We start from the raw sequence: 18924 nt of genomic DNA on the forward strand, positions 1-18924 counted from the left end.
GTCGATGTCAGCGCCTACCGGCCGGCGGCGCCTGCGACGGGATCAGGAGGCCGCGCACGCGGCCATGAAGATTGGCAATGCCGGTTGCGTTGTCGTAGTCCATCGAGTCCGAGGTGAACTTGTCGGTGCCGCGCGTCAGTTCGACCGGCTTGTTCGACTTCACGCGTTCCGTGTCAGTGAAGACATGCAGGAAATCACCACGAAACTCCAGGCGCGGGATCGGAGTGCCGTTGGGCCCGACCGCGGCATCGCGAACCACGATCGCGTTGCCGAACAACTGGATCTCGGTGCCGTCGCCGTTCGACAGTCCGCGCTGCGCCGAGCCGTGCATCACAAGCCCTTCGTCCGAGATGGAGCGGAAGCGTACCTCATCGACCTCGAGCGTGTCGTTGTCGGGGTAGTGCCGGCCTTCCTTGCCGAACAGCTCGCTGCGCAATTCGCCGTTGGGCAGAAAGCTCTTCACGACGAAGTCGCGCATGAAGAAATCGGGCTCGTGGACCGCCACCTCCTTGGGCGCCGGCTCCAGCAGCTTGGGCGCATTGCGGACCAGCCAATAGGTGCCCAACGCGAGCGTCGCAGTCAGGATCAGGGGCAGGTAGATCGTGACGCGATCGAATCCGTCACGCAACAGGCGCCAGGCCGACTTCATGCGGGCAGGCCCCGTGCAGCATCCAGCAATCGACGGTAGTGCCCGCCCGCGGTCAGGAGCAGGTCGCAAAACTCGCGCGCCGCGCCTTCGCCGCCGCGCGCGCGGGTCACATGATGGGCGACGGCGCGCACTTCGGGATGCGCGTTCGCGGGGGCCGCGGCAAATGCGACGCGCATCAGCACGGGCAGATCGGGCCAGTCGTCGCCGATGGCGGCTGCCTGTTTCCATTCCAGCCCCAGCGATGCCAGCATGGCCTCGGCGGCGGGCAACTTGTCTTCAGTGCCATAGCGCACATGCTCGATGCCGAGCGCCTCGAGCCGCACGCGCAAGGGCTTCGAGTCGCGACCAGTGATCACCGCCGGCTTGATGCCGGCCAGGCGAAGCAGCTTGAGGCCATAGCCGTCGAGGATGCTGAAGCGCTTGAGCGTCTCGCCATGCTCGCTGAAATACACGCCGCCGTCGGTCAACACGCCATCGACGTCGAAGAACGCGAGGCGAACGTCCTGCGCGGCGAGCAGGGTCTGCGCCTTGAATTCCACCGGCATCAGATGACTTTCGCGCGCATCAGGTCGTTGATGCTGAGCACGCCGATGAGCACCCCGGACGCGTCCACGACGAGCACGCTGGTGATGCGATGCTGCTCCATGACTTCTGCCGCTTCGGCGGCGAGCGCCTCGGCGCGCAAGGTGCGCGGCCCGACGTGCATGACGTCCCGCGCCGTCAGCGCGCGCAAATCCGCGCCGGTCTCGACCTGCCGGCGCAGGTCGCCGTCGGTGAAGATGCCGATCGCCCGGCCATCGGAACCGACCACCGCTGCCGCGCCGAGTCCCTTGGCACTCATCTCGCGCATCAGATCGGTGAAGCTGGCATCCGGCGGCACGCGCGGCACGTCGTCGCCGGAGCGCATGACGTCGCTCACATGGGTGAGCAGCTTGCGGCCCAGCGCGCCGCCGGGATGCGATCGGGCGAAATCCTCGGTGCCGAACCCGCGCGCGTCGAGCAAGGCGACAGCCAGGGCATCGCCCAGTGCCATTTGCGCCGTGGTGCTGGCGGTCGGCGCCAGATTGAGCGGGCACGCCTCTTTCTCGACGCCGCTGTCCAAAACGATGTCGGCGTGGCGTGCCAGCGTGGAATCCACTCGGCCGGTCATCGCGATCAGCGGCACGCCCTGGCGCTTGACCACGGGAAGGATGACGGTGAGCTCCTCGACCTCGCCGCTGTTGGAGATGGCGAGCACGAGATCGACGGCCTTGATCATTCCGAGGTCGCCATGGCTCGCTTCCGCGGGGTGCACGAACATCGCCGGCGTGCCGGTGGAAGCGAGGGTGGCGGCGATCTTGCGACCGACGTGGCCGCTCTTGCCCATGCCCATCACGACGACGCGTCCGCGCACGTCGAGGATCTTTCGGACGGCCTCGACGAAGCTCGGTCCGACGCGATCCTTCAGGCCGAGCACGGCCGCGGCTTCGATGTCGAAGGTGATGCGCGCCCGCGCAAGCATGGCTTCGGGAGTGGCCGCGGAGGACGGGTCGGGGCGTGAGCTCATCGCGGAATTTTATCGGGCGCGACCGGAACGGCAGAAATAGGGGGAACAGGGTGAAACGCGGGACGCGGGAAGCGGGCCACATTCAGTAGCATCGGCTCATGACCTCGTTCGATCTCACCCTGATGTATCTGCTCGCTGCAGTGATCGGCGTGGTCGCGTGCCGGTTCCTCAAGCTGCCGCCGATGCTGGGCTATCTGACGGCCGGCGTTCTGATCGGGCCGCACGCCTTCGCGCTCGCGCAGAACTCCGAAGGCATCCAGCACCTGGGCGAGTTCGGCGTGGTGTTCCTCATGTTCGTGATCGGCCTCGAATTCAGCCTGCCCAAGCTGCGGGCGATGCGCAAGCACGTGTTCGGCCTCGGAATGCTCCAGGTGGTGCTGACCATCGCGATCGCGACCGCGGGCGCGCTGCTGGTGTCCACGCTGCTGCCGGCCGCCCGGCAGCTGAACTGGCAGACGGCGCTGGTGCTCTCCGGCGCGCTCGCCATGAGCAGCACCGCGATCGTCGTGAAGCTGATGGCCGAACGCCTGGAAATCGACAGCGAGCACGGCAAGCGGGTCATGGGGGTGCTGCTGTTCCAGGACCTGGCGGTGGTTCCCCTGCTGGTCATCATCCCCGCCCTGGGCGCGCCGCCCGAAGCACTTCTCAAGGCGCTCGCGGTCGCCGTCGTCAAGGCGGCATTGCTGATTGCCGTGCTGCTCTACGGCGGGCCGCGCATCATGCGATGGTGGTTGACGCTCGTCGCTCGCCGGCGCAGTGAGGAACTCTTCATGCTCAACCTGCTACTGGTCACGCTGGGCCTGGCCTGGCTGACGGAAATGGCCGGCCTGAGCCTGGCGCTGGGCGCCTTCGTCGCCGGGATGCTGGTGTCGGAGACCGAGTTCAAGCACCAGGTGGAAACGGACATCCGCCCGTTCCACGACGTGCTGCTGGGCCTCTTCTTCATCACGATCGGCATGTCGCTCGACTGGCACGTCGTGGTGCAGCACTGGGCGGTGGTGGTGCTGCTGCTCCTGCTGCCGCTGGCGTTCAAGCTGGCGCTCGTCACCGCGCTCGCGCGACTGCTGGGCGCGACGACGGGCGTGTCGCTGCGCACGGGCCTTTATCTGGCGCAGGCCGGGGAGTTCGGCTTCGTGCTGCTCGCGCTGGCGCAGGGCAAGAGCCTTCTGCCCGAGTGGCTGGTGAATCCGGTACTGGCGTCGATGGTCCTGTCGATGCTCTCGACGCCGTTCATCATCATGTACAGCAACCGCATCGTCCGGCGGCTGGTCGCCAGCGATTGGCTGCAGCAGTCGCTGCAGATGACGCAGATCGCCCGCAAGACGATCAACACGGCCCAGCACGTGATCATCTGCGGCTACGGGCGCTGCGGACAGAACCTGGCGCGCGTCCTGGAACGGGAGGGGATTCCCTACCTAGCGCTCGACCTCGATCCCGACCGCGTCCGGCAGGCCGCTGCCGCCGGCGACTCCGTCGTTTTCGGCGATGCGTCGCGGCTGCAGGCGCTGATGGCGGCGGGCCTCGCACGGGCGAGCGCCCTGGTCGTCACCTATCACGACGTACCCGGGGCGCTGAAGGTGCTCGCGAATGCCCGCGCCCACGCGCCGCAGGTGCCGGTCATCGTCCGGACCCAGGACGACCGCGATCTCGAAAAACTCCAGAAGGCCGGTGCGACCGAAGTGGTGCCCGAAGCGATCGAAGGCTCCCTGATGCTCGCGAGCCACGCGCTGGCACTCGTCGGCGTGCCGATGCGGCGCGTGATCCGGGTGGTGCAGGATCAGCGCGACGCACGCTACAACCTGCTGCGCGGCTACTTCCACGGCGCGGACGACGACAAGGCCGACGAGCTGGATCACGAACGACTCAACACCTTCACGCTTTCGGCGGGCGCCCGCGCCATCGGCCAACCCCTGGCACGGCTGGCGCTCGAAGCGCTGGGTGTGCGCGTCGCCAGCCTGCGCCGCCGCGACGGCAAGACCGCCCCTGCGACGGACGACGCGGTGCTGGCGGACGGCGACACGCTGGTGCTGTCGGGCAAGCCCGGGGCGCTGGCCATGGCCATCGACAAGCTCCAGAAGGGCTGATGCGGCGCAGGCTCGGGCCGCAGGGACCTTCCAGCGTACCGCCGTGATCGTGCAGTCGCCGGCAGGCCGGATTCAGGTCACGGCCACGCGTTTGGGCTTGTTGACCATCCGCTTGGCGATGACCGCACCCAGACTCAGGGTCAGTTCCAGCGCGAGCGAGGGTTGCCGGTTGGACATCTCGCCGAAACGCAGGGCCGTGAGCCGCCAGACGCGGGCCGCCCCGGTAGCGATCACGTTGGCCGAACGCGGCAGCCTGGAGAAGAACGCGCCTTCACCCACCACGGAACCGGGGTTGAGGATGGCAAGCTGCATCTGGCCCTTGTCGCCGATGACGTGGACGCTCAGCGCGCCGCTCTCGATGAAAAAGAGGGTGCGGTCGTGGGCGCCCTGGTCGATCAGCACTTGGCCGACCGCAAGGTCGAACGGCTGCAGGTAGCTGCCGACGGTCTCCCACTGCTGAGCGTTGTACGCAGGGGCGAAGGCGTCGTAGCTGGTGTTCTGGGCGATGGCGCGGCAAAGATCTTGAATGCTGGAAGACATCGTCATGAGGTCCTGCTGATCGATCGGAAGTATCCGCGAAAGCGAGAATGTGTGGTGACAAATGTCACAAACACTCACGCCCGTGGCTATTTGCCGATGCAAAAGCGGGAAAAGATCACGCCGAGCAGGTCGTCAGCGCCGAATTCGCCGGTGATTTCGTTCAGAGCGTTCTGCGCGAGCCGCAATTCTTCCGCCAGCAGGTCGAGCGATTGGGCGCGTTCCGCGAGGTGCTCGGCCGCGATGTCGATGTGCTGCTCGACACGGGTCAGCGCCTGGACATGACGCGCTCGCGCCAGATAGACCCCTTCGGGCACGGCCTGCCAGCCCGCCACCTCGAGCAGGCGGGTACGCAGCGCCTCGATGCCGAAACCGGTCTTCGCCGAGAGGCTCACGCCCGTCGAGGGCGCCGCGGTCGCGGCAGCGTCGAGCTTGCTCCAGATGTCGATGACAGGCACACCCGTGGGCAGGCGATCTTCCAGGTCGCGTGTGATTTCGGCGTCGGCCTGCGCATAGTCGGGCAGCGCGGTGCGCGTCAGGTCATGAAGGAAGAGCACCGCATCGGCGCCTTCGATCTGGCCCCATGCGCGCGCGATGCCGATCTGCTCGACCTCGTCGATGCTCTCGCGCAGTCCAGCCGTATCGACCACATGCAGCGGCACGCCATGGATCTGAATGGTTTCCGAAACCACGTCGCGCGTGGTGCCGGCGACCGAACTCACGATCGCCAGTTCGGCACCCGCCAGCGCGTTGAGCAGCGAGCTCTTGCCCGCGTTCGGCTGACCGGCGATCACCACCTTGATGCCTTCGCGCAGCAATGCGCCCTGGCGTGCGCGGTTCTGCACGGCACCCAGTTGCGTCTTCAGTTCCGCGAGCTGGCCGATCGCATCGGCTTCCTGAAGAAAGTCGATTTCCTCGTCGGGAAAGTCGAGCGTGGCCTCGACCAGCATCCGCAGCCGGACCAGGGCGTCGAGAAGGCCATGAATCTCCTGTGAGAACGCGCCGGAGAGCGATCGGCCGGCGCTGCGCGCGGCGGCCTCCGTACTGGCGTCGATCAGGTCGGCGATCGCCTCGGCCTGCGCCAGGTCGATCTTGCCGTTCAGGAAGGCGCGCTGGCTGAATTCGCCGGGTTCGGCCACCCGCAGGCCGGGAAGTCGCGCTCGGCCGCTGGCGACGTCGAACTCGGCCGCCGCTTCGAGGCAGCGGGCCAGCAGCAGCTGCAGCACGACCGGCCCCCCATGTGCCTGCAGTTCGAGCACGTCCTCGCCGGTGAACGAATGGGGCGCAGGGAAGTGGATTGCCAGCCCGTGATCGACAGGCACCCCCTTTGCGTCACGAAAGGGCAGGTAGGTCGCCTCGCGCGCCTTCAAGGGTCGTCCGCAAACGGCCGCGATGAGCGGTGCCATCTGCGGACCGGAGATCCGCACGATGCCGACGGCACCTCGCCCGGGAGCGGTGGCGATGGCAATGATCGGATCGGAGGTGCGCGCGAGCATGACGGCGATTCTTCCAGCAAGTCCAGCAAGAAGGGCCGCTTGCGCGGCCCTTTTCTGAACGAAGTGCGTCGAGCGTTACTTCGACGGCTTGTTGCCCAGCACCCCGAGGCGCTTGTTGATGAACCACTGCTGCGCGATCGACAGCACGTTGTTCGTGATCCAGTACAGCACCAGACCGGCCGGGAAGAAGATGAACATCACGCTGAACGCCAGCGGCATGATCCACATCAGCTTGGCCTGCATCGGGTCCGGAGGCGTCGGGTTGAGCCAGGTCTGGAACAGCGAGGTCGCGGTCATCACGGCCGGCAGGATGAACCACGGATCGGGCGCCGACAGGTCCTTGATCCAGAGAATCCACGGCGCGTGGCGCATTTCGACCGACGACAGCAGCACCCAGTACAGCGCGATGAACACCGGGATCTGGATCAGGATCGGGAAGCAGCCACCCATCGGGTTGACCTTTTCCTCGCGGTAGATGCGCATCATCTCCTGCTGCATCTCCTGCGGCTTGTCCTTGAGCCGCTCGCGCATTTCCATGATCCGCGGATTGATGGCCTTCATCTTGGCCATGCTGGCGTACGCCTTGGCATTGAGCCAGTAGAACGCCGCCTTCAGCAGCACCACCAGCGCGACGATGGACCAGCCCCAGTTGCCGAGGATGCCGTGCAGTTGGTTGAGCAGCCAGTACAGGGGCTTGGAGATGATCGCGAAGATGCCGTAGTCCTTGACCAGTTCGAGGCCGGGGGCCAGGGCTTCGAGCTTCTTCTCTTCCTCGGGACCGGCGAACAGGTTGGATTCGACCAGCTGCGTGGCGCCCGGCGCGAGCTTGGGCACGTCGAGCACCATCGCGACCGAGAACAGGTTGTTGCCAAGATCGGCCACGCGGAATTCACGCTTGAGGCCATCGCTGCCCGGCACATTGAGCAGCCACGCCGAGACGAAGTAGTGCTGCACCATCGCGACCCAGCCGTTGGTGGCGGCCGCAGGGAGCTCGACCTTGTTCTTCGTGATGTCCGCAAAGTTGATCTTCTGGAACTTCTTCTGCTCCGTGAAGATGGCCGGACCGGTGAAGGTGTTGGTGCCGAACATCGTGCTCGACGCGACCGTGCCGTGGCGGACGAACTGCAGGTAGAGCTGGGCGTCCACCGGCTGGTTGCTCACGTTGACGATCTCGTGCTTGACGTGGATGGAGTAGTCGCCACGCTGGAACACGTAGGTCTTGACGTACTTCAGGCCGCCGACGGGTTGCGACTCGAACGCGACCTCGAGCGTCTTCTGGCCCTCCGCCAACTGCCGCGGGCCGCTGCGCGGCGTCATCAGCGTCAGGTGGTTGGGAAAGCGCTCGCCGGTCTGGACCTGATTGAGCAGGCCCGTCTGCGCCACGTAGCGCGTGGCCGGCGAGCCGTTCTCCATGAGCGTGACCGGATGCGATTCGTTCTCGGCGACCTGCAGGCCCACGAGGCGGCGGGCCCATTCGACGAGGCCGTGGTTGTTGGTCTGGTCGACGAAATTGAGCAGCTGCAGCTCGGACAGCGTGCCGCCTTCGCCGTCGATGGTCGCCTTGAAGACGTCGGTGGTGACCGTCACGCGCTCGCCGATGGCGGGCGCTGCGGTTTGTTGCGGCACTGCGGCGTTGGTGGAGGACCCCGCGGCCGGCACGCCGGTCGATGCGGCGGGCGCTGCGGGCGCGTTGGCCTGCTCGGTCGCCGTGGTCTTCGCCGACGGCAGGAAGGTCGGCCGGTGACCGGTGTAGACCTGCCATTGGTCCCACAGCAGCACCAGCGAGAAGCCAAAGATCACCCACAGAATGGTGCGGCGTATATCGTTCATGAAGAAGACTTCTTGTCGTCGGAAGTGAGGAAGGCGAACAGCCCCGGCCGCGATGCGGGGTGCTGAGCCTTGGGGGGAACCGGATCGTGGCCGCCCTGGCACCAGGGTTGGCAACGGCAGATCCGGCGCAGTGTGAGATAGCTGCCTGCCAGCGCGCCATGCTGTTCGAGCGCGCCGATGGCGTAGACGGAGCAGGTCGGCTCGAAGCGGCAGGCCTGGCCGAGCCAGGGACTCAGCAGAAGGCGATAGGCCTTCACGAGACCGATGAGGAGGCGCCGCATCATGCGCGCGCCGCAGCGGCCCGCTCCAGCAAGAGCTGGAGTTCGGCCCGCACCGCGGCCTTGAGCTTGTCGGATACCGCGCTCACGAACTGCTTGCGATCGAAGCCGGCGCGAAGGCGCACCACGTGTGCCGCAGGCGGCAACGAGGCTTCCGACGCGGCGGTCACGTTGTAGATCTGGCGTTTGATCGCATTGCGGGTGACCGCACGGCGCGCCCAGCGCTTGGGCACCATGGCGCCCACCCAGACATCCTGCGCAGAAAACAGCGAAGCCGCGCCGGACGGAGCGTCAAGCGGGCAACGGTGCAGTGCGAAGTGGGCGGTGCGCGCCACGGTGGCACCTGCGAGTACGGCCTGGAACTGCGCGCGGGTCTTGAGCCGCTGCATGGAAGCGAACCGCAGGGCGCCGTCGTTTTGCGGGGGCGCAGGCGGTACGACTGGCAACGGCGCCGGGGGTGCCGTTAGACGGAGAGGCGCTTGCGGCCCTTGGCGCGGCGCGCGTTGATGACGGCGCGGCCACCGCGAGTCTTCATGCGGACCAGAAAACCGTGGGTACGGGCGCGGCGGGTCTTGGATGCTTGATAAGTGCGTTTCATGATGGTTTTCCTGGTGTGGCCGGATCGATGCCGGCAGGTCCGGTGCCCCAATACATACGTGAATACGAGAGATTCACGTGAGATTCGGCCCCCGAGATACCCCGAAACACACAAAGAGGATTTCAGGGAAACCCGCGATTATCGCAAACATTCGCGTACTCGACAATCCCGATCGATGTTTTCTCCGCCTTTCCATCACCGCCGCAGCGGTGTGGATAAGTTTTTGACAAGTTAGAATCCAAGGCGCATCGCGGGTGCGACTATCCACAACACGAACACGAAAGATGGCTGAGGGACAAACCACTTTTCAGAGCACCCATGTCGACTGACGGCGTCGGTGACAGCCTCTGGCAGGCCTGCGTCGACCAGCTCGCGCAGGAGCTGTCCGAACAGCAATTCAACACCTGGATCAAACCACTGACCGCCAAGGTCGCGGATGACTTTTCGCGGGTGACCGTCTTTGTCGCGAACCGCTTCAAGCTCGACTGGATACGTGCCCAATACGCGGGCAAGATCGCGTCGATGGCCGAGAAGATCTACGGCCAGCCCATCCTGATCGAGTTAGCACTTGCTCCTCGGGAGATCATTGCCCGGCCGACGTCCTTGGCGGTCGTTTCCGATGTCGATGTGCCGCGCGATCTGCCGAGCCCCGGCGAGGACCCGGCGAGTTCGGCCTTCAAGAACCGCCTCAATTCCGGGCTGACTTTCGAGAATCTCGTCGAAGGTACCGCGAACCGGATGGCGCGCGCCGCGGCCATGCACGTGGCGAGCACGCCGGGCCACCTTTACAACCCGCTGTTCATCTACGGCGGCGTCGGTCTCGGCAAGACGCACTTGATGCACGCTGTGGGCAACAGGCTGCTGGCCGATCGTCCGGACGCCAAAGTTCTCTACATCCACGCCGAGCAATTCGTGTCGGATGTGGTCAAAGCGTATCAGCGCAAGACCTTCGACGAATTCAAGGAGCGCTATCACTCGCTCGATCTGCTGCTGATCGATGACGTCCAGTTCTTCGCGAACAAGGACCGCACGCAGGAAGAGTTCTTCAACGCCTTCGAGGCCCTGCTCGCGAAGAAGTCGCACATCGTCATGACGAGCGACACCTATCCGAAGGGCCTGGCGGACATCCACGAGCGGCTCGTGTCGCGCTTCGATTCGGGCCTGACGGTCGCCATCGAGCCGCCCGAGCTCGAAATGCGCGTGGCCATCCTGATCAACAAGGCGCGTGCCGAAAGCGCCGAGATGCCGGAGGAGGTCGCGTTCTTCGTGGCGAAGAACGTGCGCTCCAACGTGCGCGAGCTCGAAGGCGCGCTGCGCAAGATCCTCGCGTACTCGCGCTTCAACCAGAAGGAAATCTCCATCGCGCTCGCGCGCGAGGCGCTGCGGGACCTGCTGTCGATCCAGAACCGACAGATCTCGGTGGAGAACATCCAGAAGACGGTGGCCGACTACTACAAGATCAAGGTCGCCGACATGTACTCGAAGAAGCGGCCGGCTTCGATCGCGCGGCCACGCCAGATCGCGATGTACCTCGCCAAGGAATTGACGCAGAAGAGCCTGCCGGAAATCGGCGAGCTTTTCGGCGGCCGCGACCACACCACGGTCCTGCACGCGGTGCGCAAGATTTCCGGCGAGCGCCAGCAGCTGACCGAGCTGAACCAGCAGCTGCACGTGCTGGAGCAGACGCTCAAGGGATGATCGATGGGCGCCCGCGCACAATCCGTCCATGCTGTCAAAGCACAACTCTGGGGAAAGTCTCGGCACAAATGACGGCTTGTCCACAGAGCCACCGCGCGGACAAAAGTTGTTCGCCGCGTCGCGCGGCACGCAAGCGCGGCTGCGCACACCTGTTGCGCGACGTCAAGTCCTTGTCGCGGAAGCGGAAAATCGCGCTGTCCACAGCGCGGTGCGTCCCTTATCTACTACTACCAATTTGAATTAAGAAATAAGGAAGAGGTAAGACACATGATCGTTTTGAAGGCAACTCAAGACAAAGTCCTGGCGGCGCTGCAATCGGTATCCGGCATCGTGGAGCGGCGCCACACGCTGCCGATCCTCGCCAACGTGCTGATCCGCAAGACGGGCGGTCAACTCCAGCTCACGACCAGCGACCTGGAAATCCAGATCCGCACGCAGGCGGAACTCGGCGGGGACGACGGCAACTTCACGACGACCGTGGGCGCGCGCAAGCTGATCGACATTCTGCGCACCATGCCGTCGGACCAGACGGTGAGCCTCGAATCGAACGCCAGCAAGCTCGTGCTGAAGGGCGGCAAGAGCCGCTTCACGCTGCAGTCGCTGCCGGCCGAGGATTTCCCGCTGGTGCAGGAATCCGCCAACTTCGGCCCGGTGTTCAGCGTGCCGCAGAAGACGCTGAAGGACCTTCTCGGCCAGGTCTCGTTCGCGATGGCGGTGCATGACATCCGCTACTACCTCAACGGCATCCTTTTCGTGGCCGAAGGCAAGCAGCTCAGCCTGGTCGCGACCGATGGCCACCGCCTCGCATTCGCTTCCGCCACGCTCGACGTCGAGGTGCCGCGCCAGGAAGTGATCCTGCCGCGCAAGACGGTGCTCGAAATGCAGCGCCTGCTGTCCGACGCCGAGGGTGCCATCGAGATGCAGTTCGCCAACAACCAGGCGAAGTTCGCCTTCGGCGGCATGGAGTTCGTCACCAAGCTGGTCGAGGGCAAGTTCCCCGACTACAACCGCGTGATCCCCAAGAACCACAAGAACTCCGTCACGCTGGGTCGCGCGCCGCTGCTCGCGAGCCTGCAGCGCACCGCGATCCTGACGAGCGAGAAGTTCAAGGGCGTGCGGCTGAACATCGAGCCGGGCACGCTGCGCATCGCATCGAACAATGCCGAGCAGGAAGAGGCGCAGGACGAACTGGACATCGACTACGGGGGCGACACGATCGAGATCGGTTTCAACGTCACCTACCTCATCGACGCCCTCTCGAACATGAGCCAGGACATGGTGAAGCTGGACCTGCAGGATTCGAACAGCTCGGTGCTGATGACGATCCCTGAGAACGCGTCGTTCAAGTACGTCGTGATGCCGATGAGGATCTAGCGCACCCCCAGGCTTGCCCACTTCGTGTGGCCGCCAACCTCCTTGCAGGGGGCAACACCTGCGGCCCGGCAGAGCCGGTTCCGCGGTGTTCCTGAAATAACGGCAGTCCGCGGGTTGCCGAGAGAGAAAGATTCTGATGAGCGAAGAAAACAAGCTGGATGCGCCGCATACGGAGCCGGTCTACACCCCTGAGGTCGACAACGCGATTCCGATCGAAGTCACGCCTGACAGCTCCTACGGCGAAGGCGCCATCACGATCCTCGAAGGCCTCGAAGCGGTGCGCAAGCGGCCGGGGATGTACATCGGCGACACCTCGGACGGCACCGGCCTGCACCACCTCGTGTTCGAGGTGGTCGACAACTCGATCGACGAGGCGCTCGCGGGCTATTGCGACGACATCGTCGTCACGATCCACACGGACAACTCGATCTCGGTGACCGACAACGGCCGCGGCATCCCGACCGGGATCAAGATGGACGACAAGCACGAACCGAAGCGCTCGGCGGCGGAAATCGCACTGACCGAGCTGCACGCGGGCGGCAAGTTCAACCAGAACAGCTACAAGGTGTCGGGCGGCCTGCACGGCGTCGGCGTGAGCTGCGTGAACGCGCTCTCCAAGATGCTGCGCCTCACGGTGCGCCGCGAAGGCAAGGTCCACACGCTCGAATTCAGCAAGGGCTTCGTGCAGAACCGGCTCCTCGAGACGGTGAACGGCGTCGAGGTCTCGCCGATGAAGGTCACCGGCGAAACCGAGAAGCGCGGCACCGAGGTGCACTTCCTGCCGGACACGGAAATCTTCAAGGAGAACTCCGATTTCCACTACGAGATCCTGAGCAAGCGCCTGCGCGAGCTTAGCTTCCTGAACAACGGCGTGCGCATCCGCCTGATCGACGAGCGGACCGGCAAGGAAGACGACTTCTCGGGCGCCGGCGGCGTGCGCGGCTTCGTCGAGTTCATCAACAAGGGCAAGACCGTCCTGCACCCGAACGTGTTCTACGCGACGGGCGAGAAGCCGGCCGACACCTACGGCGGCATTCCCGGTACGCACATCGGCGTCGAAGTCGCGATGCAGTGGAACAGCGGCTACAACGAGCAGGTCCTCTGCTTCACCAACAACATCCCGCAGCGTGACGGCGGCACGCACCTGACCGGCCTGCGCGCGGCGATGACGCGCGTCATCAACAAGTACATCGAAGAGAACGAGCTGGCCAAGAAGGCCAAGGTCGAGGTGACCGGCGACGACATGCGCGAAGGCCTGTGCTGCGTGCTGAGCGTCAAGGTGCCCGAGCCGAAGTTCTCCAGCCAGACCAAGGACAAGCTGGTGTCGAGCGAAGTGCGCGCACCGGTCGAGGACATCGTGGGCCGCCTGCTGACCGACTACCTGCAGGAGCGCCCGAACGACGCGAAGATCATCTGCGGCAAGATCGTCGAGGCGGCACGCGCCCGCGAAGCCGCACGCAAGGCCCGCGAGATGACGCGCCGCAAGGGCGTGCTCGACGGCATGGGCCTGCCGGGCAAGCTCGCCGACTGTCAGGAAAAGGACCCCGCGCTGTGCGAGATCTACCTGGTGGAGGGCGACTCCGCAGGCGGCTCGGCCAAGCAGGGCCGCGACCGGAAGTTTCAGGCCATCCTGCCGCTGCGCGGCAAGATCCTGAACGTCGAGAAGGCGCGCTACGAGAAGCTGCTGACCAGCAACGAAATCCTGACCATGATCACCGCGCTGGGCACCGGCATCGGCCGCGCGGGCGCCACCACGGCCGCCGGCGGGGCGGACGACTTCAACGTCGCGAAGCTGCGCTACCACCGCATCATCATCATGACCGACGCGGACGTGGACGGTGCGCACATCCGCACGCTGCTCCTGACCTTCTTCTACCGGCAGATGCCCGAGCTGGTCGAACGCGGCCACATCTACATCGCCCAGCCGCCGCTCTACAAGGTGAAGGTCGGCAAGGAAGAGCAGTACCTCAAGGACGGCCCCGCGCTCGACACGTTCCTGCTCAAGGTCGCTCTGAAGGACGCGAGCGTCCAGACAGGCGGCAGCAACCCGACCACGCTCGCCGGCGAGGCGCTGGCCGACCTCGCCCGCAAGCACCAGCTTGCCGAAGCGGTGATCGCGCGGCTGGGCGTGTTCCTCGACACCGCAGCGCTGCGTGCGATTGCCGATGGCGTGGCGCTCGACCTCGACACCACGCCCGCCGCCGAAGCCTCCGCCATCGCACTGCAGAACAAGCTGCGCGAGCTCAACACCACCGGCGCGCCCGCCGATGTGTCGAGCGAGTTCGATGCCCGCACCGACAAGCCGCTGCTGCGCGTCAGCCGCCGCCATCACGGCAACATCAAGAGCAGCGTGCTCACACAGGATTTCGTGCATGGCGCCGACTACGCCGCACTGGCCGAGGCCGCCAAGACCTTCCGCGACCTGCTCGGCGAGGGTGCCATCGTTCGCCGCGGCGAGGGCGACAAGGCGAAGGAAGAGAAGGTCAGCGACTTCCGCGAAGCCATGCGCTGGCTGATCGGCCAGGCCGAGAACGCGACATCGCGCCAACGCTACAAGGGCCTGGGCGAAATGAATCCCGAGCAGCTGTGGGAAACCACCATGGACCCGAACGTGCGGCGCCTGCTGCGCGTCCAGATCGACGACGCGATCGAAGCCGACCGCGTGTTCACCATGCTGATGGGCGACGAGGTCGAGCCGCGGCGCGACTTCATCGAGCAGAACGCGCTGCGGGCGGCGAACATCGACGTCTGATCGATCGACGACCGACCACGACCGATCGATGATCGATCGGTCGCTCCTGTCAGGGCGGGAAATGCGCGTAAACGCTATTCCTAGCCCGACTCTTGCTAAGCAGAATCTCCGGCGGATTCACGCCATTCGAGTCGAGCAAGAGGACAGCAAAATGAACCCCAACCGGTCTTGGCGGCCCCTGTGGGCCGCGGTGGTGATGCTGGGCGCATTCACGTCGGCACAGGCCTTGACCACCCCCCCGATCCGGATGGCGCAGGGGATCGAGTACATGTGCGGCGGCAGGACGAGCGAAGAGGCTGCCTTCATGCAGACCGTTTCGCCGCGCTGGGCGGCCACGCTGGAGTTCGGCATCAACCGTGCCAGCCGGAGCGTTCGCTTTCCGTCCGACGTGCACGTCATCGTGCGTGAGCGCTACAACGGTCGCGAGATCATGCAGGCCGATACCGGATCGCCCTACATGCTCGCGCGGCTCGATCCCGGTGCATACGAAATCGAGGCGACGATGGGTGGCGTCACGTTGACGCAGCCGCTCGTCGTCTTCAACGGCGTTGCCGCGAAGGCCGTGTTCATGTGGCCGTCGAACGTGGATTTCGCCTCGGCGATGGGCGCGCACCGTCCTGAACACCAGGCGGCCGTCAGCACCGGCGACTGAGCCCACCCGGCGGGAGATCCGTCGGCCAACCCCGCGAGGATCCCGCCAGAACCAACATCAGGTTCGCGCAAGCAACCTGCCTTGAAATTAGCGTCGGACAAGGTGGCACACACCTTGAATGTGGAGCAGATCGCTCGCATTTGGTGTGTCCCGGATTTTTCCGTCCCGCCGTCTAGATGCCGCTTCGACCACTCATCCTCCTCACCACGCTCCTGCATGTCTACATCGGCCTGCGGCTGCTGCCCGCGCTCGCCGGGAACTGGACCGGCTGGTTGGCGCTGCTGGTCGTGGCGCTGGTCGTTTCGGCTGCGACCATGCCCCTGCCGTTCGCGAGCAGGCGTTCGGGCGCTCGCCGCATCGGCGACGGCTGGAAGTGGATCGGGCTGCTGAGCATGGGCTGGTTCTCGTCCATGTTCGTGCTCACGATCGTGCGCGACACCGGCTTGCTGATCGCCTGGGGGGCGGCATCGATTTCGGGCTGGGGCATCGACTGGCCCCGCTGGCTGTCGAAGAGCGCCGGCGCGGTGCCGGTCCTCGCGACGGCGATCTCCATGATCGGCTTTCTCAACGCGCGGCGCACCGCCAACGTGGTGCATGTGGAGGTGCCGATCCGGGATCTGCCCGCCGCGCTGGACGGATTCACCATCGCGCAACTGAGCGACATCCACGTGGGCCCGACGATCCGGCGCGGCTACATCCAGCGCATCGTCGATGCAGTCAACCGCCTCGGCGCCGACATGGTCGCCATCACGGGAGACCTCGTCGACGGCACGGTGACGGAGCTTCGCGATCACATCGCGCCGTTGCAGGGCCTGCGCGCGAAGCACGGCACCTTCGTGGTGACCGGCAATCACGAGTACTACGCCGGCGCCCACGCCTGGATCGACGAACTGCGGCGGCTTGGGCTGCGCGTGCTGCTCAACGAGCATGTCGTGCTCCAGACGCGCAGCGTGAAAGGCGCGCAGACCGACGAGGAAGTGCTCGAAAGCGCGCTCGTCGTCGCCGGGGTCACCGACTACACGGCGGTGCATTTCGATGCCGCGCATGCGAGCGATCCGCAGCTCGCGCTCGACGGCGCGCCGCCGATGGTGCACACGCGGGTGCTGCTTGCGCACCAGCCGCGCAGTGCGCCGGCGGCAGCGGAGGCCGGCTTTCAGCTCCAGCTGTCCGGCCACACGCACGGCGGGCAGTTCTTTCCGTGGAATCTCTTCGTGCCGCTCCAGCAGCCTTTCACCGCAGGGCTGCACAGGCTGCAGAAGATGTGGGTCTACACGAGCCGCGGCACCGGCTATTGGGGTCCGCCGAAGCGCATCGGCGCGCCGTCGGAAATCACCCTGCTGCGCCTGGTGACGGAAAGCTGATCGCGGTTCAGGCGGCTCGAGCGTGAGCGCCGATCCCGGCAGCTTGGCGCACGAGGACTCGGCGCCGATCTCGCTTCGCCGACGCGGTCTACTTCACTTCCCGGCGGGTGCCGCGAGGCGGCGCTCGTTGGCCGTCGCCTTCGCGTGGATCGGCTTGAGGCCGCGCTGCACGATGCGCGCACCGGCGCTGCTCAACTGGCTCACTGCTGCGGCGGTGCGCGCGGCCGAGTCGCCCAGCGCTTCCGCATGCGTCATGGCCTGCGCCTGCGAGGTGCTGGTGGCGAGCGAGAACAGCGCGACCCCGCCGCTCAGCCAGTGCCTGACCGCGCGATTGAAGACCGCGAACTGCGTGGTGTGCAGCTGATTGACCATCGCCGCGCCGGCCTCGCTCGCCGCGACGAGCTTCTCGTGCCCCATGAGCTGGAATTCGGCGACATCAGAGTCGCTGGGCGCGAGGCCCGCCCGGGCGATCCGTTCGGTCCTCATGCGGATGACCGAGCCGGACGACAGGAGCATTTCGTTGACCGTGGCCGCAACGTCGGCCCAGAGCAGCAGGGGATTGAAATAACGGGCGGAAGACATGCGGGGGACTCTCGGTACACGGGACTCGAGAGGCAACTATAGGCCTTTAGAAGCCCTTTTTGCTGCAGTGCAGCACGAATAGTGGTCGCATCCTATCTCCGGTCGTGGCACCACTTCCTGCAGACTTTTCGCATAACCCCTTACGATGCCACGACGTGCAAACTGAACGCAGGGTTCCAAGAATGAAAAACATGACTTCCTGCGCCAAAGCCATCCTGTGTTTGGGGGGCGTGTTGCTTTCGGTGGCAGCCCAGGCTGCGCCGGACGACAGGGCGATGGGCATCTACCTCGAGGCTGGAACGACGCCGCAGAGCGGCCGGTCGACCGACTCGCTGACACTCGGATTGACCCGGCCGTTCGGAGCCAACTACCCTCTGTGGGGCGGGGACGTGAGCTTCTACTGGGATGCATTCCTGAGCGGCTGGCGCGCACCGAAGCCTCACGGCAACGACAACGACAACTACGCCCAGATCGGCGCCATCGCCAACGTCCGCTATCGCTTCGGCGAAGGCGGCTCGCCGTGGTTTCTCGACGCCGGCATCGGCGGCACGGTGATGGACCATCTCTATCGCACCCCGGACCGCGAGTTCAGCACCGCCTTCCAGTTCACCGAAGTCATCGGCGCCGGCCTCAACTTCGGTGCGCAGCGCGAGCATGAGGTCTCGGTGCGCTTCCAGCATTTCTCCAACGGCCGCATCAAGGAGCCGAATCCGGGCGAAAACTTCGTCCGGGTCCGCTATCTTTACCGCTACTGAGTGGGTTCGAGGGGGTGATCGGCGCCGAAGACCTGGCGGTAGCAATCGAGCCATGCCGTTTCCGCCGTGTCGCGGTCCAGCCGAGGTTCGCAGGGCGCGCCCGGTCCGAATTCGAGTGACTCGCCCCACCCGCGGACGCAACCTACCGGCGTGAGCACGGCCCAGCGCCCGTGCGCCATCCTGCGAATGAAGAAGGGCGCGACAGCTTCGACGATGTAGTGATCCGGCGCGAACCACGCGATCTGCAGCGGTTCGCCGTCGGCGGTGAGGCGGAGCGTCCTGAAGCGCACGTGCGACCTCATCTTCTGGATGTCACGACGTACGGCCCGCGCCATGTGCAGCGCACGCAACCGGTCGTCGTCGTGCGGATCGCGCTGCAGGCCGGGCTCGTGCACCAGTCGCCAGAGCAGCCGGTACAACAGCGCGAAGCGCGCGGGATCGTGGTGCAGGATCACCATGTTGCACAGGGACAGAAACGAGCGCGGCAACACCACATTGACGCCGCTTGGCGGCTTTTCGTCGCACGGTCTTCCAATGCCTCGCGCCTCGGTGCGCAGTTCGTGTGTCGCGCGGGCGTCCCACTGGGCCTCCTCCGGCGGGACGAGCCCCGCGAGCAGGGTGCGGGCTTCGCGCCGAAATCCGGGGAGGTCGGTCTGACTCGCGAGCGTGACGGAGTGCTGCGCCATTCCGCCAACTTAGGGCGCGCCCGCTGACACCCCTGTAGGCATTCAG

At 65.6% G+C, this 18924-nt stretch carries 17 protein-coding genes and 1 pseudogene; 7 read left to right on the forward strand and 11 right to left on the reverse strand.

Annotated elements, in window-relative coordinates:
- Positions 1-7 precede the first annotated feature (7 nt).
- The 3 genes from lptC to WKW77_RS13595 are packed head-to-tail and all read right to left on the reverse strand — an operon-like array spanning position 8 to position 2195.
- A complete protein-coding gene (gene lptC, locus WKW77_RS13585) occupies positions 8-649 on the reverse strand; it encodes an LPS export ABC transporter periplasmic protein LptC (RefSeq protein ID WP_340357371.1) in 642 nt (213 codons plus the stop codon).
- Complete coding sequence (locus tag WKW77_RS13590) at positions 646-1194, reverse strand: KdsC family phosphatase (protein WP_340357372.1); 549 nt, start codon at positions 1192-1194, stop codon at positions 646-648. Before WKW77_RS13590 ends, lptC begins: the two co-directional genes overlap by 4 nt.
- Positions 1194-2195: a KpsF/GutQ family sugar-phosphate isomerase gene (locus WKW77_RS13595; protein WP_340357373.1), complete on the reverse strand. Its 1002-nt coding sequence runs from the start codon at positions 2193-2195 to the stop codon at positions 1194-1196. The genes WKW77_RS13590 and WKW77_RS13595 overlap by 1 nt, the downstream gene beginning before the upstream one ends.
- Before the next feature lie 98 nt (positions 2196-2293).
- Between WKW77_RS13595 and WKW77_RS13600 the strand changes: the two genes are divergently transcribed.
- Positions 2294-4279 carry a monovalent cation:proton antiporter family protein gene (locus WKW77_RS13600; RefSeq protein WP_340357374.1) on the forward strand — a complete coding sequence of 662 codons (1986 nt, stop codon included), beginning with the start codon at positions 2294-2296 and terminating at the stop codon, positions 4277-4279.
- Positions 4280-4351: 72 nt separating this feature from the next.
- Here the strand turns inward: WKW77_RS13600 and WKW77_RS13605 are convergent, their stop codons facing one another.
- The 6 genes from WKW77_RS13605 to rpmH all read right to left on the reverse strand — a co-directional run bounded on the left by WKW77_RS13605 (position 4352) and on the right by rpmH (position 9018).
- Positions 4352-4825, reverse strand: coding sequence for a Crp/Fnr family transcriptional regulator (locus WKW77_RS13605; protein WP_340357375.1), 474 nt, complete (start codon positions 4823-4825; stop codon positions 4352-4354).
- 80 nt (positions 4826-4905) lie between these two features.
- The gene (gene mnmE, locus WKW77_RS13610) at positions 4906-6312 is read right to left on the reverse strand and encodes a tRNA uridine-5-carboxymethylaminomethyl(34) synthesis GTPase MnmE (protein ID WP_340357376.1); all 1407 of its coding nucleotides are present in this window, start codon (positions 6310-6312) and stop codon (positions 4906-4908) included.
- A gap of 75 nt (positions 6313-6387) precedes the next feature.
- Positions 6388-8142, reverse strand: coding sequence for a membrane protein insertase YidC (yidC, locus tag WKW77_RS13615; protein WP_340357377.1), 1755 nt, complete (start codon positions 8140-8142; stop codon positions 6388-6390).
- Positions 8139-8426 carry a membrane protein insertion efficiency factor YidD gene (gene yidD, locus WKW77_RS13620; protein WP_340357378.1) on the reverse strand — a complete coding sequence of 96 codons (288 nt, stop codon included), beginning with the start codon at positions 8424-8426 and terminating at the stop codon, positions 8139-8141. Before yidD ends, yidC begins: the two co-directional genes overlap by 4 nt.
- The gene (locus tag WKW77_RS13625) at positions 8423-8809 is read right to left on the reverse strand and encodes a ribonuclease P protein component (protein WP_093167529.1); all 387 of its coding nucleotides are present in this window, start codon (positions 8807-8809) and stop codon (positions 8423-8425) included. Before WKW77_RS13625 ends, yidD begins: the two co-directional genes overlap by 4 nt.
- Positions 8810-8883: 74 nt before the next feature.
- Positions 8884-9018 (reverse strand): 50S ribosomal protein L34, encoded by a 135-nt coding sequence (rpmH, locus tag WKW77_RS13630; protein ID WP_088958522.1) that lies wholly within the window; start codon positions 9016-9018, stop codon positions 8884-8886.
- 318 nt (positions 9019-9336) lie between these two features.
- Between rpmH and dnaA the strand changes: the two genes are divergently transcribed.
- From dnaA to WKW77_RS13655, 5 genes and pseudogenes are all read left to right on the forward strand, one after another.
- A complete protein-coding gene (gene dnaA / locus WKW77_RS13635) occupies positions 9337-10716 on the forward strand; it encodes a chromosomal replication initiator protein DnaA (protein ID WP_340357379.1) in 1380 nt (459 codons plus the stop codon).
- A 267-nt stretch (positions 10717-10983) separates the two neighbouring features.
- The gene (dnaN, locus tag WKW77_RS13640; protein ID WP_340357380.1) at positions 10984-12090 is read left to right on the forward strand and encodes a DNA polymerase III subunit beta; all 1107 of its coding nucleotides are present in this window, start codon (positions 10984-10986) and stop codon (positions 12088-12090) included.
- A 235-nt stretch (positions 12091-12325) separates the two neighbouring features.
- Positions 12326-14842 (forward strand): annotated as a pseudogene (gyrB, locus tag WKW77_RS13645) (DNA topoisomerase (ATP-hydrolyzing) subunit B); the annotation flags it as partial.
- Between the two features lie 151 nt (positions 14843-14993).
- Positions 14994-15494: a hypothetical protein gene (locus WKW77_RS13650; protein WP_340357381.1), complete on the forward strand. Its 501-nt coding sequence runs from the start codon at positions 14994-14996 to the stop codon at positions 15492-15494.
- Positions 15495-15670: 176 nt separating this feature from the next.
- Positions 15671-16855 (forward strand): metallophosphoesterase, encoded by a 1185-nt coding sequence (locus WKW77_RS13655; RefSeq protein WP_340357382.1) that lies wholly within the window; start codon positions 15671-15673, stop codon positions 16853-16855.
- Positions 16856-16948: 93 nt separating this feature from the next.
- On the opposite strand, the gene WKW77_RS13660 is transcribed toward WKW77_RS13655, so the two are convergent.
- Positions 16949-17437: a polyhydroxyalkanoate granule-associated phasin gene (locus WKW77_RS13660; RefSeq protein ID WP_340357383.1), complete on the reverse strand. Its 489-nt coding sequence runs from the start codon at positions 17435-17437 to the stop codon at positions 16949-16951.
- A 191-nt stretch (positions 17438-17628) separates the two neighbouring features.
- On the opposite strand from WKW77_RS13660, the gene WKW77_RS13665 reads away from it, so the two are divergent.
- Positions 17629-18192: an acyloxyacyl hydrolase gene (locus WKW77_RS13665; RefSeq protein ID WP_340357384.1), complete on the forward strand. Its 564-nt coding sequence runs from the start codon at positions 17629-17631 to the stop codon at positions 18190-18192.
- Here the strand turns inward: WKW77_RS13665 and WKW77_RS13670 are convergent.
- Entirely contained in the window at positions 18186-18878 is a 693-nt protein-coding gene (locus WKW77_RS13670; RefSeq protein WP_340357385.1) for a DUF4130 domain-containing protein, read from the reverse strand. The two genes, WKW77_RS13665 and WKW77_RS13670, sit on opposite strands and share 7 nt — an antisense overlap.
- Positions 18879-18924: the final 46 nt, after the last annotated feature.

Origin of the sequence: Variovorax ureilyticus, from assembly GCF_037889935.1 — a bacterium.
GTDB classification, from domain to species: domain Bacteria; phylum Pseudomonadota; class Gammaproteobacteria; order Burkholderiales; family Burkholderiaceae_C; genus Variovorax; species Variovorax ureilyticus.

Bases quoted from the DNA above. Each gene is read 5' to 3' on its own strand.
- dnaA (WP_340357379.1), top strand. From the start codon at position 9,337: ATGTCGACTGACGGCGTCGGTGACAGCCTCTGGCAGGCCTGCGTCGAC.
- rpmH (WP_088958522.1), bottom strand. From the start codon at position 9,018: ATGAAACGCACTTATCAAGCATCCAAGACCCGCCGCGCCCGTACCCAC.
- WKW77_RS13600 (WP_340357374.1), top strand. From the start codon at position 2,294: ATGACCTCGTTCGATCTCACCCTGATGTATCTGCTCGCTGCAGTGATC.
- WKW77_RS13590 (WP_340357372.1), bottom strand. From the start codon at position 1,194: ATGCCGGTGGAATTCAAGGCGCAGACCCTGCTCGCCGCGCAGGACGTT.
- dnaN (WP_340357380.1), top strand. From the start codon at position 10,984: ATGATCGTTTTGAAGGCAACTCAAGACAAAGTCCTGGCGGCGCTGCAA.
- WKW77_RS13650 (WP_340357381.1), top strand. From the start codon at position 14,994: ATGAACCCCAACCGGTCTTGGCGGCCCCTGTGGGCCGCGGTGGTGATG.
- WKW77_RS13605 (WP_340357375.1), bottom strand. From the start codon at position 4,825: ATGACGATGTCTTCCAGCATTCAAGATCTTTGCCGCGCCATCGCCCAG.
- lptC (WP_340357371.1), bottom strand. From the start codon at position 649: ATGAAGTCGGCCTGGCGCCTGTTGCGTGACGGATTCGATCGCGTCACG.
- WKW77_RS13625 (WP_093167529.1), bottom strand. From the start codon at position 8,809: ATGCAGCGGCTCAAGACCCGCGCGCAGTTCCAGGCCGTACTCGCAGGT.
- WKW77_RS13655 (WP_340357382.1), top strand. From the start codon at position 15,671: ATGCCGCTTCGACCACTCATCCTCCTCACCACGCTCCTGCATGTCTAC.
- WKW77_RS13660 (WP_340357383.1), bottom strand. From the start codon at position 17,437: ATGTCTTCCGCCCGTTATTTCAATCCCCTGCTGCTCTGGGCCGACGTT.
- yidD (WP_340357378.1), bottom strand. From the start codon at position 8,426: ATGATGCGGCGCCTCCTCATCGGTCTCGTGAAGGCCTATCGCCTTCTG.
- yidC (WP_340357377.1), bottom strand. From the start codon at position 8,142: ATGAACGATATACGCCGCACCATTCTGTGGGTGATCTTTGGCTTCTCG.
- WKW77_RS13665 (WP_340357384.1), top strand. From the start codon at position 17,629: ATGACTTCCTGCGCCAAAGCCATCCTGTGTTTGGGGGGCGTGTTGCTT.
- mnmE (WP_340357376.1), bottom strand. From the start codon at position 6,312: ATGCTCGCGCGCACCTCCGATCCGATCATTGCCATCGCCACCGCTCCC.
- WKW77_RS13595 (WP_340357373.1), bottom strand. From the start codon at position 2,195: ATGAGCTCACGCCCCGACCCGTCCTCCGCGGCCACTCCCGAAGCCATG.
- WKW77_RS13670 (WP_340357385.1), bottom strand. From the start codon at position 18,878: ATGGCGCAGCACTCCGTCACGCTCGCGAGTCAGACCGACCTCCCCGGA.